The following is a 15,937-nucleotide window of genomic DNA, read 5'->3' as shown; positions in this document are numbered from 1 at the left end:
GTCTTAGGGCCGATTGCACGGCGCTCGTGGTGATACACGAGGTGATACGCCGTGGGTTTTTGTTTGCTCGATACAGGGTTTTTTGCCGTGACAGTCCGCTACTCGCTCCTGAAGAAGGGAGTGTATTTCTATTACAGACGAATCCCTGAAGATCTGCGGGGCCATTACGGCGGGAAGCTTCATCGCAGGGTCAGCCTGCAAACAAACCAGCCCCAGGTAGCGGCGCAGAAGATTGCGGCACTTGCGGCCAAGGATGATGCGCTTTGGGCATCCCTGAGATCCTCTGAAGGCCAGAGATTGGGTCTGACTACCATTCAGGCGCGGGAGGGCGCTGAAGCGCTCATCGAGAAGCTCGGTCTGGCTGCGGGCGATGGCTTTCGTGCCGACCAGATCGCCTACGGGAACATTGTGGACGTTCTCGACGACTATTTTGGTTCTCGATACAGTGACTATCAGAGGGCACGGAACGATGAGAACTTCGGCTCCATGTTCCCACCCGAGTCGTTCTACACCCCCGTAGAGAAGGAAGCCGTCCGCCTTGTGATGGACGACCCGAAGAAGCACCGTGTCCTCCTGACCGATGCTTTGGAGGTCTATCTCAAGAACCATGACAAGGGTGAACAGGGGAAGTTCGCCAAGGATACCCGGCGCGCTATTCAGCATGTCATCGCAGCGGTGGGTGACTTCCCTCTGAACGTGTACCGGCGGGAGCATGCCAACGCGGTTCGGGAGCATCTCGTTGCCAGGGGCGGCAAGACCGGGACAGTGAGGCGGGAGATCAACCGGATCAAGGCTGTTCTCAACGTGGGCCTGATAGAGTTTGACCTCGGTTCAGTGAAGAATCCGTTTGAGAAGCTTCGCATCGTGAACGAGGACCACGACGCTGAAAGCCGAGAGCCGTTCACCGCCGAGGAGCTTTGGACCATCGGTAAGGCCTGTCAGGAACACGATGACGATATCCGTCACATCATTGCCCTTCAGGCGGACACAGGTGCGCGGCTGGGTGAGATCGTGGGCCTGAGGGTTGAGGACGTAGTGCTGAACCATGCAACGCCGCACATCCACATAAGGCCTCATCAGAAGCTCGGCAGGACACTCAAGACGGACGCCAGCGAACGCAAGGTGCCATTGGTCGGGATCGCGTTATCGGCGGCTCAGAGAGCCTCGGAAGCCAGCAGAAAGCTCGGTCACAAGAACGGCTGGCTGTTTCCAAGGTATGCTTCAGATGGCTCGATCAAGGCCACGCACGCCTCCAATACCATCAACAAATGGCTCCAGACTGTGACCAAGACAGACAAAACAAGCCATTCCTTCCGTCACGCCATGCGGGACCGTCTGCGCCACGCGAATGCGCCTCAGGACATTCAGGACGCTATCGGTGGTTGGGGTTCCCGCACAGTGGGAATGGGATACGGCGAGGGTTACCGCCTGGAACAGCTCAGATTGCAATTGGAGAACGCGGTCTTGGGCTAAGTGACCAAGGATCGAAAGCCTCAATTTCCAGAGCGGATGGTACGGCTCACACAGCGGTAGCCGATGGGGCACTGATGGGTATCCGCCGTTGGCACCCAAGCAGGTTCCGTCACCTCACCCAATTCACACCGTCCACCTGCCGCTACGTAACGGTCGTAAGTTGTGGGGCTGGTATTGAGGACGATAGCGCCGTGGACGGAAACCAGTTCTCGCGCTCCATAACAGGACATCTGTACCGTCAGAGGATGGCTCTGGGCCAGAGCGCCAGTTCCCATGCTGATGAGGGCGACAGAGGCGAACAGCACCTTCATAGGTTATGCGCCCTTTAGACTATTAGCGACAGAACGGTCGAAAGGATGTTCATTACTGCTACACTTCCGACCAACGCCAAGGCAATGGATGGGCGAGACCTCTCAACGCTGTGGTCCTCGTCAAACTGAGACGGTATCGAGAGGGCATGCCGTGAACCGATGATAGCCATTGTATCTCCTCCGAAGCAGGAACGAGATGGTAGCGATCTGTGGAGAATGCGCTTCAAACGCTTCTATCGCCGTGCGCTCTCACACAAGGGACATGCCTTGATGCTCTATCCAGAAGGAAACACAGGGACTCGGCCTGCCTCGGTCTCCGCCTCCGCTTAACCTTGGGTGGAGAGGAATTCCGGAGTCCCATTGGCTTACCGGCCCATCGGCCAGATTACCGGGCCACTTCGAAAAAGACGTTAACTCTGGTTTGTTGTTGTTCGGTTAGGTTGTGCAGAGAATGACAGCCTGGAGGAGGAACGGGCATGTGCGGACGAGTTATGCAGTATCGCAGCCCTCAGGAGTACGTCGCCTCACTTGGCCTAAGTTGTCCGGAAGTTAACCTTCCCGACATCCCCGCACATTTCAACGGCGCTCCAGGGCAGGACTTCTTGGTAATCCGCCGTCATCCAGAAGCCAATCAGCCAGTGTTCAGCGCGTTACAGTGGGGTCTCATTCCAAGCGGGGCCAATGATCCAAAGATCGCGTTGCAGCTCATTAACGCCCATGCCGAGACCGTTGTGACCACTGATGTCTTCCGTGCCGCCTATCGTTATCGCCGCTGTTTGATCCCGGTTGACGGCTTCTATGAGTGGAAGAAGCGTTGGCCTGCCGGGAGGCAACCTTACGCGATTGGCATGGAGGACGGTCAGCCGTTCACCCTTGCTGGGCTATGGGAAAGTTGGAAGAACCCTGACGGTGAATGGGTCCGCACGTTCTCGGTCATCACCATTCAGAGCAACAAGTTCTTGGCGGAACTCCACGACAGAATGCCCTTGATCATCGAGACAAAGGACCGTGAGCGCTGGATGAGCGAAGAAGAGCATCCCGGCGATCTCTTGAAGGCGCATTCGTCTGAGGGCATGACCAAGTGGCTGGTGTCTACACAGGTGAACAGCCCCAAGAACAACGACCGTGGTCTGCTGGAGCCTCTGGCTGTGGCAGGATGATTATGATGACGAGTGGCTTGGGATTGCTCAGGCTCCCAACCGGCTCCGGCCTGCTTCTGAGCCTCGCTCAATGGGTCCCATCGGGTCGCTGCCCTATACCATCCTGCTGCCCTTGGGGTGCTTTCAAAAAAGCAGTAAAGGATCGAGCAGTTGTTGTTCCACTGGGTTCGGCAGCGAAAGTCTGTAGAGAAAAGTTGAATTCAAACACATAGGTTAATGTCTGACCACAAGGCCTTCAGTAGAAGTCAAAACATTCTTAACGTGGTCGTGCCTTGTCTAAAGCATACGGACTCAGAGGATACACTGCCAGACAGCCTTGGAGTCACATCATGCCGAACAGAGAGCATAAGCATCGTATTCTCGTCGTTGAGGACGAGGCGATTATCAGCATGTTGATTGAGGACATGGTCTCGGACTGTGGCGGTGAGATCGTAGGCCCGGCGGCCAAGTTCGATGATGCATTGGCGCTTGCCCGTGAGGCGGAGTTTGGGGTCGCGGTTCTTGACCTTAATCTGCGTGGCACACTCAGTTACCCCATTGCTGAAGTGATTCGTGGACGCGGTATCCCTGTCATATTTGCAACCGGTTATGGCGCAGATGGACTGCTGGACAAATTCAAAGACTGCCCAACACTCCAGAAGCCATTCAGCCAAAAGGATTTCGCTCAAGCAATAGACGCTGTGCGTCACTAATCATCAACCAAGGAAGCAAACACCCGCGCAGGTCCAACCAGTATCAGGCGGTATTCACCCTTGCTCATCATCAGGACCCCTGATTGTCAATGTAGACTGTGCTGCCGTTTCCCGTGAGACCCTCCGTGATCTACTGTTCTGCTGCACCAAGGTCTCTAAACGTTGGCTTCTGAGGCCCCTCAAGCCGACCCAATCCCGCCTCAAGGTACCAATGACCTGCCATCTCCTCATGCAATTGGGACAGGCGGACCAGGGCGGCAACCAGCTGGTCATTCGCGAAGACCGAATAGCCCTCTTCATCATCACAGTCCGCAGCGAGTCACACCGGCTGCTCCGTGAGGATGATACTGCCTTGCTCCCCATGACGACGAGAAGTCACTCTGTTGCCTTTCGCCCCTCCAGGTGGAGGTAAGTCGGGTCAAACTTGGCAAGTTCTCGCAGGCGTTCCCAATCGTCAACATGCAACGAGCGCCCGCGCAGCGTGACCAAGCCGTCTCTTTTCAGGTCCCGGAGAACCCGATTGACATGGACGGTGGTCAAGCCGAGCGCATCACCCAGTTCGCCCTGCGTGATCGGAAACGCACAAGTTCGTTCATCATCGGCTAAACCCACTGCCTTGAAGCGTACCAGCAACTCACACAAGAGATGGGCGATCCGCTCATGCGCCGATTTCCGGCCAAGGCCAACCATAGACAAGCGGAACATCGCGGCATCGACGATGGTGTCCCGCCACAACGCATTCGCGACGGTGGGATAGCGGGCATTGACATCATTGAGGCTCTGGTGAGGGATGAACGCCACCGTGGTAGGGACTAAGGTGCCGACGGAGTGGTCCATGATCGTGATGTGGAGGCTCTGCAGATCCGGGATATCTCCCGGGATGTAGAAGCCCATGATCTGCCGTCGGCCATCATCCAGGACCAGGTAGCGGAACAGCATGCCGGTAAGGACCAGGCAGCACTCCATGGGACAGTCACCCTCGCGGACGATATCCTGATCCGCACCAAAGGCTTTGACCGTCATGGGCAAGCCGCGCAGCGCATGCTTCTCCTCGTCCGAGAGATCGGCAAGGGTCTCCAGCTTCCGGATGAGCCTGTCGGCATATTGAGAAGGGTTCATGGCGTCCTCCCTTGCTCTGCAGGCGGGAGCGAATGGAACTCTCAGTCATCGATGCCTGTGATCACATGACCAAGGATTGAACAGGACACACCTCGATCAGGCTCAATGTAAGGCATTCCAAACCCACAGCGCGCGGTTGATTCAGGGTGTTGGATCTGCCCCTGTAGCCAAGCTCTTGATACCGCTACGATCCACCTCCACATCTCGCAGGATTCAACGCGGGGAACGCGATGATGCAGAAGCTGCACGGCTGGATCATGCCTGAGGAGGACGCTCGTAACCTCATGAACCTCATCAATGAGAAGCTCCAGTCATTACGCCTGGATCAGAGGCACCATGATGCTCTGTTGAAGCTCAGCGCGATGCTGGAGGATGACCTGATCGAGCCTATGGATGCATTGGTGACCCCATAGGACCTCCAACGGTTCCATGCCAACTCCTGCGGCAGCAAGGAGCCCCTATGCAACGGCCTTTTGCACTCTCCGAAACTTACCTAACAAGCCATCACATACCTACGCAGCCCTGTGTTTACTCATGTGTGTAGAGATAATCGTGGGTGTTATCGAGTGCCTATGACAATCTTTAGTTGCTCAGGGTGAAAAATCTAATCTACATTCTACTTTGTGTATTACACTAAGGCACACTGTTTCGGGATCAGAGGAAAGTCAAAAACGTTTCCCTTAAACCTAAGGGGCTCCTAAGGACCAATGAAACCAGTAAGTGTATAATACTACAGTGATCTATAGATATACTACCTACATAGATAGAGCAGTTACCTAATGAGCATTGCGATTATCTATTAAGCCTTAAGATTTCTTAAGACAGGCACTGTCCGTATATTGATAGTGGCAGCTATCGGACTCAGCCATCACTGGAGCTTATCTTAAGCGCAGGCTTGATACCACAAGCAGCCTCGTAGTTCCTTGTTAGGCACGCCTCAGCGATCTCAAGATCCCTCTGTCTAACAATCAGACTGTCATGCACGCTGTAGCTCGGAGCCTGATGCTGATCCATCAATTCCATCATTGTGTCTATCATTGCTTGGCTCTCAACAAACATGAGATCAGCCCATGACAGATTGAGATTGCCCCAGGCCTTCAGGATCGGATGCTTGCGCTCCATCGCCTCTCGGACTGTGGTGATTGGGTAAACCTTGCTCAGGACATGGTTACTACGTTCTATGAAGCCAGCAATCACTTCCCTCGGCCATCGAACATGGTGTTTATCGTGCCCCAGCGTAGCGACTACCCAGGACTTCACCACCCACCGCCTAAGATCCTCGCCGTTGTTGAGATCAAGGAGCCTCAAATCATCCACTAAATAGGGATCTCCAGTTGAGGCATCGAAAGGTTGCTGAAGGAGGCCGTGGATGATGGTCAGGAAGCTCGCGGTAATATCGAGCTCGACTACTGCATCACTATCGATAGTCATCAAGAGGCGCCTATTCTTCTTCAGGCGCTGATATGAATCCTCGCCTTGAGAGTAAAGACGCCCACCCTTGTTCCATTTGAAGTCAGGATGGTCACCAAGATTAAATGTGCGGCGATATCCGCGGTGTGTACCGCCGTCGAGGTTGAAACCGTCGAGGAAGGTGTTGAGGCGTTTCACATCGGCCTTAAGTCGCTCGACCTCTGGCGTTCGCATGACCCTCATGCTCTTTCCCACGATCTTATTTCCACGCTCCTGCCTTGAGGCGCTCTTGAGAACGATGGGCTGCTTGGGAAGCGACTGCATGAAATGAAGGTGGAAGTTCTCGGGTGTTATTCCTTTAGCCTTTGCGGCCTCAAAGAGCCTTCTGGAGGCCCTGAAGCACGCTGCCTTAGCCTCAATCACCAGATGCGTGTTATCGGCCTCTTGGGCGCTTAGTCTCGCCCAGCGCTGATAGCCAGGAGTCTTGGTGACAAGTCCAACCTCAGAGAGCGCATTCACGATACGCACGAAAGTTCTGTGGCTAACGGGTCCATCCGTGAAAGTCTCTGCCTTCATGGACCTGAAGACCCATCCGGCCGCTGCTTCGTGGTTGGGTGCGCGCATGAGGTCCGCCAGAAATGCTCCCAAAGCAAAGTCGAACCCTTGGAGTTTGTGACCACATCGTCTGTTCTTGCGGCTACCGGTCTTGGCTTCATGGAATTCAACGCCTTTGCGGATGCCAATGACTAAGGCGCGCGCTTCATCAGTAATAGGCTTGGCGTCCAGAGAGGCGTAGAGAGGCCTATCGCTCGGCCCCTCATCGGATGCAGTTGTCGGGTCAAAGGTATCAACCGGGAGCCGTGGGTGGGTGGGCCAAGAGTACGTCGGCGACAGGTGTTGATTTGTGGAGTGGCTGATGCCGTCCATGATCGTTTGCTTTCAGTTCCGCCCACGATGATGACCATACGCCATGATCGCAACGCTCACGCGCCACGGGCTTGAGTGCCAGAGATGGTCTGGGGTGGAACTGATGTGCGCATCAGAGGCGCGACCCAGGATGTGACGGACTTACATATTGCGACCATCAGGGGGTCGGGGCTGCCGTCGTTCCGCGTTCTTAATATATTGCTTGGAGCTATCCGGCAAGTTGCTTTAACCGATGAACAGTCTTTTTGTACTGATACCACATGCTTTCAAAGCGGAGGGTGCTCTGCGAGATAGGCTTTATATGCAGGTAGCTGTTTGAGATGACTATGGTTTGGAGCTTCTGCGTGACACCTCATGCAAAGCACCTGCAGGTTTGCTGGACTGTTATTCGATTTTACGCCGTCCTTATGATGAACATGGAGGTATTTCCGAAGTCGGAGTTCGGATAACTCCCTTCGGCAAATCTCGCACCTCCAGCCTGCTCGGCTACGCAGAGTAGTGCTGATCTCGGGGAAATCCGGGGTATAGTCGTTCAATGGGGCCGTAAAGGCGGTATGACTCGGCTTCTTCACATGAAGAGATCGTGGGTAAACATCGAAGAAACGATCTGGGGTAAACGCTCCCACATATTGACGACGTTGCTCTCGATCATCGTCACGACTAAATCCATCAAAGCCAATATCAGTGAGGCAATTCTGGCATACGTGGAGACGACGGCGTTCAGATCGCTTCACGTTTTTTGATATGATGTTTAGCTTAAAGGTGCCGGTGACTTCTGTGGCGATCACGTATCTCTCGAACCGTCCCTTTGACTGCATGTCTTGAAGGGTGCTGCAATTTGCGAGGTGGTATTTTGGCTCCCGTGGGGCGCTGCCGTACTCATGCACATCTCGGATGTATAACAACACCCTACTATCTTTGTAGGCGAGAGTGCCGTCTTGAAGGACGGTTAGCTCGTTGAACGAGATCTCAATCCCATCACCTGAAGTAAGCGCCTCCAGTTCGGAGAGTGTAAGACGACCTGCATCCACGGTAATGGCAAAGGATCCATAGGCATCTCTGGGAATGCCCATTTCGTCCTTCAGTCGATTGAGCGGCTCGAAGTTGAGAAAATCGACCAGTTTCATTGCGCAGCGGCTTCCAAGATATCCCGAAGCCGAGCTTCCGCGTTAGTTCTCACCCTGAACTCGACACGTTGGGATGCCTCTCGGTTCTCTGTGCCGTCAGTGTTCATGCGCAATCGAGAGGACGATAAGCCATTTGCCGTCAGCCGGGCGGTTAGCCAGTGCTTTTGGTCGGCCACTACTGGGAGAAGCAGCACGTACTCAAGCGTGCTTCTGGTCCGGCTCTGAGACAGTTCCATATTCCTGAAATACGCAATGTCTCCAGGGGTCTGAGTATTCCAAACACTTGAGGTGTGCCCCTCAATCCGGATCTCTTCAATCCCATCTCGGTACTTGTCACTGGCCAGGATCTGGATGTAGCGAGGAAAGAAGTCCCCAAGAATGCGCGCAAACTGCGGTTTCACCACGGCTTTCCCGACGTCAAACAGCACCTCAGGCTCTTGAAACCTGATTGTAAGGTCACGATCCAGTACTGCCTTCCAGCGAGGCAAGTCGCTGCTGAACTCTCTTGCAAGCTCCATATAGAGATGCTCCCGCATCTCGTCGTACAGGCGCGCGATCCCCTTCACCTGATTTGCCTGCTGCTCTGTCTCGCGCATTAGGTCATGCAGCTTACTATTGCTTTCCTCGACCTTTGCCTTCTCAGCATCGACATTGACCATGAAGAGAACAGCTACCAGCATGAACATCATCATCAAGCCGGTCATCAGGTCACTGAGAGGGATCCAATGTTCCTCTTTCGGGGCAGACGAACGATTGTCAGTAAGAATCTTTGAAAGGGACATCAAACTTGTCCTGCGACTGCAACCAGACGCCGGAGCTTGTCAGTGAGCGGCCCATAGTCACTTACGAATTTCTCAGATAACGCGGCGAGTTGGCGTCCGAGGCTCTGAAGCGCCTTCTGAAGCTCTTCAGTCAGTGCGAGGTCAAGTGTTGCAACCTACTCCTTTGTCTTCGCTACGAGTTCAGCAATCTGCCTGTTGTACTCGGAATGGGCGGTAGACAGGTCTTGGTGGGTCGCTTGGATCGAGTTTCTGATCGCGGTGGCATTCTCGGTCAGCGCTGTTCCAAGGGTCTTTTGGTTCTCATTGACAGCACTCGTGAGCTGACTTGCAAGTTCCAAGACCTTCTTTTCCACCTCCGGAAGGCTGCCTGACGCTGCTTGCAATAGTTTAGCGAGCTGGTCTGACACAGTGATAAGCTGCTGCTTCTCTGTCTCAAGGGCAGCAAGAAGCCGCCCAAGGTCTTCAGCAACCTTAGTGAAAGCACCCGATTTTTCGACAAGATGGGAGTAGTCTGAGGTCGCCTTTGTCATAAGCGATGAGGTTGCATCAAGCCTTTGAGCCGTAGTCTCCATATACTCCTTGTACTGATCTTGCCATGTGAGGAGACGTGCCACTGCGGTATTGAGCTCCTTGAAATTGTCGCCGAATTGCTCGCTGATTTTCGCGTTAAAATCCTTGATTACATCGCGGAGCGCTTCAACTAAAGCTTTGGACCCCATCTCGGAAAGCTTTGCGAGTGCTTCCACCTGTGCAGCTTTCAAGGCATCAAGTCTGTCATTGGCATCTTGACGAGATAATTTGAGTTGCGAAATCAAAGATCCTTCTTCGCTTCCGGCAAGTGCTCGTTGAATGCTTATGAGATGATTAGCCAGATCTGCTGCTGTAATCTCGTCTGGTGCGGGCGTATCGCCTGACGCTTTTCGCACTCCAAGGAAGAAGTCGCGAAATTTCAGGCTTAAGGCTCCCCCAACACCGAGGACTGATGCCCAGAAAGCTGTTTTAAGCCCTGTAAGTAGCTCAGGCACACTTGCCTGGATGTTAGTTGTGTTGAAATGTGACAAGCCAATTGCTATGCCGAGAAATGTCGCAAAAATTCCTGTCGTTGTAAGTATAGTTGGGCCATAAGTGACGGTCTTTGAGTTAAAATTCCATTGAAATACTGCGATTAGACCAACAATCATCGCAAGCATAAACTGTGTCTCGATGGGAAGTCCTTGGTACTGGTGCCATATAGCGCCAACCAGAGTAGTTGCATTCTGCATTTTGCCCCGAGTGATTTGTTTTTGGTTTGTTCGAGACACAGTAGCATCCTTGTGGATGCATTCAATGGGCCGTGTGCGCGCATAGGTGTGCAAAATTGAGGTGCACTCCGCGACCAAAAGCACCCTGATGGATTCGAATTCTTCTGATGTTCACCGAGATTGCAGCCGCGCTCTGTTGAGAATGTCCTTCACGGCAACATGGCTAATTCGGTATCCCTGCGCCTTCATGCTCTCTGCAATGGCTCGTAGCGCCTTCCCCTGTTCCTTGAGGTGAACCATCTCACGGATCGCCCGCTGCTGCTCAGGGACCTCTACAAGCCTTCCATCAGGACTTACTACGTATCCGAACGGGGTCTTGCCACCCAAGTAACGTCCGCGCTGCTTCTGATCCTTTTTTACATCGGCGATACGCTCACGGATGCGATCGCGTTCTGCTTCAGCTACGGCGGAGAGGATTGTGAAGACCAACTTCGAGATTCCATTCCCAGTCACGTCACCACCGAGGTCAATCATGTGGAGCGAGACACCTCGAGTCTTGAGCTGTCGAAGAACATCCAGAGCATCAAGCGCTGACCTGAACATGCGGTCCAGCTTTGGGGTGATGACGGTATCACCCGATTTAACGAGAGCCAACAAGGCGGCTCCTTGAGGACGATCTGCTACTGGCACGGACCCGCTTACACCTCGCTCAACAAAATGGCGATCCACGGCAAGGTCTATCATTTGAGCATACCCCTCAACGCGCCGTTGCTGCGCTCCAAGGCTCTCGCCTGCATTTGCCTGGGTTTGAGTGCTGACGCGCGTATAACTGTAAACAGCCATGAACTACACCTTGTAAGCTTGTAAGCTTGTAAGCTTGTAAGCTTGTAAGTTGGTTCAGGTGTTTTGTAAAGTTGCTTTTGCAAGCTAACTGACAGGTATGTGTCCTGAGGTTTTGGCCTCGATAATCCTTGTATGGGTAATCGTCACCATCACTCCCCACGTTAAGAGCGATGCGCTCTTTTGGGGAGGAGACGGGTGAGAAGCAAGGGCAGACTTAGGGCGAATTAGGGTCCCATCTCGCTGATTAACGAAGCCAGACAGCCTCACCCACCTGTTCAAAAAAGGGTTAAAGGGTTGGAAAGTGTTGTTAGCCGTTAGCGAGTAGTGAATGTAGTTCGTAAAGGACAGGCGCGAGGTCTTTAGGACCACGGCAGGAGCCTACAGGAAAGGTCACCTCGCTCTACTATGTGAAGAAAGCGGCCACTTGCCAACCCGTCAATAGCATGGGTCTAACGACACTCGCGCTAAGACTTGGACTCGCTGGAGTTCTCAATGCCCAAAGCGTCTTAGGGCGGGGGAGCCGCCTGCAAGATGGCGCACCCAAATTCAGAAGTGGCGGTCCCGTCTGGGTTCTCGATCCTATGCCAGCAATAGCTGCTATCTGGATTTGCAATCCACCGGAATCTAACTCTGCCGGTCCTCACTATTCTCTCTTGGGATTCAATCCCCCTCGAGGCAAGATAATTGTAGTATTCTTCGGCTATTTTATCAGAACAATTGTATACTATCTCTGCGCGCCGTTGCAAGACGTTGTTACTTTGTATTGCCGAATTAATACATCTGTTATAGTGTTGTAACGCTTCTGGCCTGATATTTACTTGAGCTATGCCTTGCCCATATAGCAGCGTTGCCGCTATAGCAAATAACAAAGCGACACGCATTTTCTACTACTCTCTTGTTAGCTAGGTGGGGCTGGAGCGTAGATAGAGCATCCAAAATCAGATGCTGCGGTCCCATCTGCGTTCTCAATCTTGTGCGAACAGTGACTTTGGTCTCCCTGGGTACCCGAAAGCCATCGGATAATAAACCTGCCGTTTCTCTGCGTTACCTCTTGAACAGGGCTCCCCCGATTAACAAGGTAGTTGAAATAACGTCTGGCAAAATCACCACGGCAACTATAAACTATACTACTTCTACGCTGAACTACCCTATTGTTTTGTACTGCTGAATTTACACACTCGTTATAATACTCTAGCGCTTCTGGCCTAATATTTACTTGCGCCTCGGCTTTCCAAGATAACAGAGCCGCACAAATTGCAATTGGGAATCCAATACGCATGGTCGCAGATCCTTTTATCGGCTCAAAAATAATTATGGAGCCTTCACACCAGTGGGCAAGACTCCGTTAGCCCCCGATGATGTGTCGGCAGCCTAAACCTCATACCGGCCTCTTGAGCGGCTCCTTAGCGGGGCCCCCACCACTTACTAACCGCATAAACCGCCCGTGAATCTTCTACGCGCATGGTAAGGCTCACTCTGAGCCATGGGCTGGGTCTGAATCGACTTACCCTGTGAATTGCTAGTGCGGTCCGGTGATCTGGAGGCACCTTCCGTAGGATATAGACATACGCACCCGTTTCTGAGGGCTCTCCCAGATGCTCCGCGTTCACCTTGCTGCTCTCGCGCTACTCTCGTCTTGTGGCTTTGCATCATCCCAAACGTATCTTGGGGCCCGGGGGAGCAAGTTGCGCCACCCAAGTAGCGTGATACAGGAGGTGATACAGCGCCTTTCCAAACGCACTCAGATGCTTTAAATATCAAGGCTATAGAGCGCCAGTATGATCCCTAAGATACCGGCCAGGGGCACCATAGCCTTTAGATCGCATTGTTTTTCCTCACGTTTTTAGGGCTGTTTGTCCCACCTGAATCTACCGAGCTCGAAAGTGGGACAATTTCGTTCTCGGTTTGACGCGGCACCATGAGGTGCGCGGCATCTCCAGCAAGCCGCTTCCGGTTCGCTTTGCGGGTGTAGTGAGAGGCCATTTTCATATCGGACCAGCCATAGATCGCCATGAGCTGAGCCTCCGATGCGCCGTTCTCCGCAGCGATCGTTGCTCCGGCCTTTCGCAGGCCATGTGGCGAGCAATGGGGCAGACCAGCTTCGGTGCACCAGTCGCGAAATCTATTGCCGAAGCTGTCACCGCTCGACCAGGCTCGACCATGATCCGAGATCATAAACGTCAGGTCACCTTTCTCAGGCGTGGCGCCGATGACCTCCTGCAGCTCAGGCAGCACAGGGATCTCAACTTCAACATGCTTTCGAAGGCGGTTCTTGAAGACACGGAATTTCAGGTGTCCTTCCCGCACGTGCTGCCGTCCAAGCCCCACGACGTCAGAGCGTCGAGCACCGGTATAGAGCAGCAGCGCAAGCGCTAGGCGGGCCTTCGTGCCGACCGGATGCCGGGTCTCGTACTGGCGCACCTCATCCACGCTCCACGTATGCCAGCCTTCAGGATTGCGGCTTCGAAGCTTCTTCACGCCAATGGTCGGATCGATCGTGGAGTGCTCATACTGAACAGCGAATGCGAAGAGTCCACGCAACGCCTTCAGGAAATCGTTGGCCGCCTCCGGCGTCTCTCGCCTGCGGTCCATACCTTTCCGGATCACCTTTGAGGTGATGGCCGTAATCGGCTCGTCCCCAGCCTTAACACACATCGCTTCCAACTCACGCCGACGAACCTGCCGGGTTCGTGGTGCGGGGCAGCGGTCCAGGAAGAAGGCGGAACCGAGATATTCCTCCACGAGCCACCGAACGGTATCCGGCTTTGCCTTCGGGCGCCTTGTTACTTGTTCCGGCTGAAGCTTACCCTCCAAAGCGAGGCGATACCCCTCCATGAATGGCTCAGAGAACGGGATGCCCTTCAGCCTGATCTTCTTCTGGCCAGAGCGCCGGAAATAGATCCTTGGGTTGCCGTGGCGGTCCACGTCTTCGGTGCAGTACTTGGGCAATCTGCGGGGCATGTCAGAGCTCGATCTCGCGGCCACTGGTGGCTTCCTCGGGATCGGAGATCAGATCAACAGCGATGTCGAGCTTGTGGATGTCCCAGAGTACGCGGCTGTAAACCTGGCATGATTTCGGCATCCGTCCGTCTGCAACAAGCCGATCAAACGTCGTTGGGCTGACGCCGATATAGAACGCAGCGTCTTCCCGGCTGAGGAGCCGGCGTGGCCTAATATCGAACCGGGCATGTGCGACAGAGGTAAGTTTAGCCTCATAACGGTTATCGGGCGAATACTTGCCATCCTTACGCATGATCAAAACGCCCATTCGTATAAGGCGTTCACACGCTTAATAATTTTCCACACATTGACTGTCGTTAGAGTTTCTGTGCCCAAATCCTCTTCGAGATCGGACAGATCACCGACCGCATTGGATCCCCTGCCGTGGGTCAAGTCGCCGGACGGGAAGATAAACCACCTTCGCATCGTCCTCTCCCAATCGAGTCGCCGAGCATCTGAGGTGAAATGGGCCGCATAAACTGCTGCCTTAGAAGGGCTCGCGCCGCCGCGGACGAATGTCGCGATGAACGCGAGTTCAAGGGCGTTCTCCCTACTGAAGAGCCGTGCTCTTCCCCGAACCGTCTCCTTAAACTCAGTCGAGAGATCGAGCCGAGCAATCCAATTCTCAATGTCCCTTTGGGAAGCTCGGACCACAGTTAGTATCTCGGCAGCAGTTTTCATGCGACGCTCCTTCATTGAAGGAACTATGATCCATCTGAAATGTTCCGTCAATGAAGGAAATAAGCTCGTGTGGAAAACCTCAGCTGATCAAGACCTACTCAGCACCCGAATAACCTCAGCCTTCAAGGCGGGGGCGCTACGGAGACGTGCCTTAAGGTCGTGCCAGGAAGCCGCTTCTGCCTTGGTCTGCGCCTCATCCACCGGCTCCATAACCCGAAGACTTCCCTACCCTGGGTAACTATATACGCACGTACACATACCGGGCTCCCGCGGCGTGCAATTCACGGCCGGCATTGCCACTGCATCCGGGTGACCTTGTCCTTCCAGATGTAGGACCACGTCATCAGCTTCGTCACCGAATTGAAGTAAAACGAGTGCGGGAACCCAGCCCTGATTCCGGAGCCGTAGATGCCGGTTACATCCGATCTGACAACGAAGACGTCCCCCTTTTGGTCGAACACATCACCCTCGCGCTCCTGGTAGCTCCACTCAGGTGAGCCAGCCTCCTGGCCAGGCAGGTACATGCCGACGGACTGGTTGCCCTCGTCGATCGCGAACCGGTTCACCCGCCCCATGTTCTCTGCTTCGACAGGATCGCTGGCGAGCCTGCACTGCAGGGTCAGCGCCATGGCCGAGCGAGGGCTTGCGACAGCAACGGCGAAGACAAGCCCGATCGCGGCGACCTTCAGGTTCGACATTCTTCATCCCCTATCCAGCCTGGAACGTAGAACGTCGACTGCGAACTGGGAAGGGTCCGCACCCTCAACCCCTCGGCCTCCTCCCGCAGGTCAGCCGGCGCTTCACGTTCTCAGAGAGCCGCTCGGCCGCCGGTTGGCCATGCGAATGAGCCCGCGATTGCAATGCTCAAGGCGACCGGTTTTCTGTTGCCTGAGTGCGACACAGCCGATGTTTCTGCTGTATTGGCCTGGAGTTGACACTCGGTTCACGTCTCGTGCGCATCCTCGGTTGTCCAAAAGGTTGCAAGAACCCAACAACAATGATGGAGAGTGCCGCGATATGACCGATACGCACACGACGCAACATGGGTCGGTCACCAGGCTCCACCCAGTCTCAGTCGCACCTGTCGATGAAAATGCCGCTTCCATGATCGACCTGTTGCAGGAGCATTTGCGCCTGGCCCGTGAAGGCAAGCTGCGGTCGCTCGCCGTCG

General features: G+C 54.2%; 14 protein-coding genes. 4 read left to right on the top strand and 10 right to left on the bottom strand.

Translation table 11 applies throughout. The annotated features are described in order from the left end of the window. The first annotated feature begins 51 nt into the window (after positions 1–51). From DRB19_RS21870 to DRB19_RS21855, 3 genes are all read left to right on the top strand, one after another. Positions 52–1,473, top strand: coding sequence for a tyrosine-type recombinase/integrase (locus DRB19_RS21870; protein WP_114188149.1), 1,422 nt, complete (start codon positions 52–54; stop codon positions 1,471–1,473). A 787-nt stretch (positions 1,474–2,260) separates the two neighbouring features. Further along, positions 2,261–2,944 (top strand): SOS response-associated peptidase, encoded by a 684-nt coding sequence (locus DRB19_RS21860; RefSeq protein WP_114188147.1) that lies wholly within the window; start codon positions 2,261–2,263, stop codon positions 2,942–2,944. Between the two features lie 329 nt (positions 2,945–3,273). Then, positions 3,274–3,636 (top strand): response regulator, encoded by a 363-nt coding sequence (locus tag DRB19_RS21855; RefSeq protein ID WP_114188146.1) that lies wholly within the window; start codon positions 3,274–3,276, stop codon positions 3,634–3,636. 375 nt (positions 3,637–4,011) lie between these two features. Here the strand turns inward: DRB19_RS21855 and DRB19_RS21850 are convergent, their stop codons facing one another. Further along, positions 4,012–4,755, bottom strand: a complete 744-nt coding sequence (locus tag DRB19_RS21850; RefSeq protein ID WP_114188145.1) for a Crp/Fnr family transcriptional regulator — start codon at positions 4,753–4,755, stop codon at positions 4,012–4,014. A gap of 230 nt (positions 4,756–4,985) precedes the next feature. Here DRB19_RS21850 and DRB19_RS21845 point away from each other — a divergent pair, with 230 nt between their 5' ends. Beyond that, complete coding sequence (locus tag DRB19_RS21845) at positions 4,986–5,168, top strand: hypothetical protein (protein ID WP_147021871.1); 183 nt, start codon at positions 4,986–4,988, stop codon at positions 5,166–5,168. Between the two features lie 448 nt (positions 5,169–5,616). Here DRB19_RS21845 and DRB19_RS21840 read toward each other — a convergent pair whose 3' ends face one another. The 9 genes from DRB19_RS21840 to DRB19_RS21800 form a co-directional block, all read right to left on the bottom strand. After that, on the bottom strand, positions 5,617–7,092 hold the full coding sequence (locus tag DRB19_RS21840; protein ID WP_114188143.1) for a hypothetical protein: 1,476 nt from the start codon (positions 7,090–7,092) through the stop codon (positions 5,617–5,619). A gap of 266 nt (positions 7,093–7,358) precedes the next feature. Further along, positions 7,359–8,219 carry an HNH endonuclease gene (locus DRB19_RS21835; protein ID WP_114188142.1) on the bottom strand — a complete coding sequence of 287 codons (861 nt, stop codon included), beginning with the start codon at positions 8,217–8,219 and terminating at the stop codon, positions 7,359–7,361. Then, complete coding sequence (locus DRB19_RS21830; RefSeq protein ID WP_114188141.1) at positions 8,216–9,001, bottom strand: OmpA family protein; 786 nt, start codon at positions 8,999–9,001, stop codon at positions 8,216–8,218. The genes DRB19_RS21835 and DRB19_RS21830 overlap by 4 nt, the downstream gene beginning before the upstream one ends. 155 nt (positions 9,002–9,156) lie before the next feature. Further along, positions 9,157–10,191 carry a hypothetical protein gene (locus DRB19_RS30095; protein ID WP_170285037.1) on the bottom strand — a complete coding sequence of 345 codons (1,035 nt, stop codon included), beginning with the start codon at positions 10,189–10,191 and terminating at the stop codon, positions 9,157–9,159. Between the two features lie 222 nt (positions 10,192–10,413). Next, positions 10,414–11,085 carry a recombinase family protein gene (locus tag DRB19_RS21820; RefSeq protein ID WP_114188139.1) on the bottom strand — a complete coding sequence of 224 codons (672 nt, stop codon included), beginning with the start codon at positions 11,083–11,085 and terminating at the stop codon, positions 10,414–10,416. Positions 11,086–12,900: 1,815 nt separating this feature from the next. Beyond that, a complete protein-coding gene (locus DRB19_RS21815; protein ID WP_114188138.1) occupies positions 12,901–14,046 on the bottom strand; it encodes a tyrosine-type recombinase/integrase in 1,146 nt (381 codons plus the stop codon). Position 14,047: 1 nt separating this feature from the next. Then, positions 14,048–14,338 (bottom strand): helix-turn-helix transcriptional regulator, encoded by a 291-nt coding sequence (locus DRB19_RS21810; RefSeq protein WP_245439736.1) that lies wholly within the window; start codon positions 14,336–14,338, stop codon positions 14,048–14,050. Positions 14,339–14,340: 2 nt separating this feature from the next. Continuing rightward, the gene (locus DRB19_RS21805) at positions 14,341–14,766 is read right to left on the bottom strand and encodes a hypothetical protein (protein WP_114188137.1); all 426 of its coding nucleotides are present in this window, start codon (positions 14,764–14,766) and stop codon (positions 14,341–14,343) included. Positions 14,767–15,047: 281 nt separating this feature from the next. Next, a complete protein-coding gene (locus tag DRB19_RS21800) occupies positions 15,048–15,464 on the bottom strand; it encodes a hypothetical protein (protein WP_114188136.1) in 417 nt (138 codons plus the stop codon). Positions 15,465–15,937 lie beyond the last annotated feature (473 nt).

This window comes from Microvirga aerophila, assembly GCF_003332305.1.
Lineage (GTDB): Bacteria > Pseudomonadota > Alphaproteobacteria > Rhizobiales > Beijerinckiaceae > Microvirga > Microvirga aerophila.
Note: the sequence above shows the minus strand (reverse complement) of the source record. Positions and strands in the feature narration are given on the sequence as shown.

Coding starts and splice junctions, on each gene's coding strand:
- DRB19_RS21860 (WP_114188147.1), top strand. CDS start 2,261: ATGTGCGGACGAGTTATGCAGTATCGCAGCCCTCAGGAGTACGTCGCC.
- DRB19_RS21855 (WP_114188146.1), top strand. CDS start 3,274: ATGCCGAACAGAGAGCATAAGCATCGTATTCTCGTCGTTGAGGACGAG.
- DRB19_RS21850 (WP_114188145.1), bottom strand. CDS start 4,755: ATGAACCCTTCTCAATATGCCGACAGGCTCATCCGGAAGCTGGAGACC.
- DRB19_RS21845 (WP_147021871.1), top strand. CDS start 4,986: ATGATGCAGAAGCTGCACGGCTGGATCATGCCTGAGGAGGACGCTCGT.
- DRB19_RS21840 (WP_114188143.1), bottom strand. CDS start 7,092: ATGGACGGCATCAGCCACTCCACAAATCAACACCTGTCGCCGACGTAC.
- DRB19_RS21835 (WP_114188142.1), bottom strand. CDS start 8,219: ATGAAACTGGTCGATTTTCTCAACTTCGAGCCGCTCAATCGACTGAAG.
- DRB19_RS21830 (WP_114188141.1), bottom strand. CDS start 9,001: ATGTCCCTTTCAAAGATTCTTACTGACAATCGTTCGTCTGCCCCGAAA.
- DRB19_RS30095 (WP_170285037.1), bottom strand. CDS start 10,191: ATGCTTGCGATGATTGTTGGTCTAATCGCAGTATTTCAATGGAATTTT.
- DRB19_RS21820 (WP_114188139.1), bottom strand. CDS start 11,085: ATGGCTGTTTACAGTTATACGCGCGTCAGCACTCAAACCCAGGCAAAT.
- DRB19_RS21815 (WP_114188138.1), bottom strand. CDS start 14,046: ATGCCCCGCAGATTGCCCAAGTACTGCACCGAAGACGTGGACCGCCAC.
- DRB19_RS21810 (WP_245439736.1), bottom strand. CDS start 14,338: ATGCGTAAGGATGGCAAGTATTCGCCCGATAACCGTTATGAGGCTAAA.
- DRB19_RS21805 (WP_114188137.1), bottom strand. CDS start 14,766: ATGAAAACTGCTGCCGAGATACTAACTGTGGTCCGAGCTTCCCAAAGG.
- DRB19_RS21800 (WP_114188136.1), bottom strand. CDS start 15,464: ATGTCGAACCTGAAGGTCGCCGCGATCGGGCTTGTCTTCGCCGTTGCT.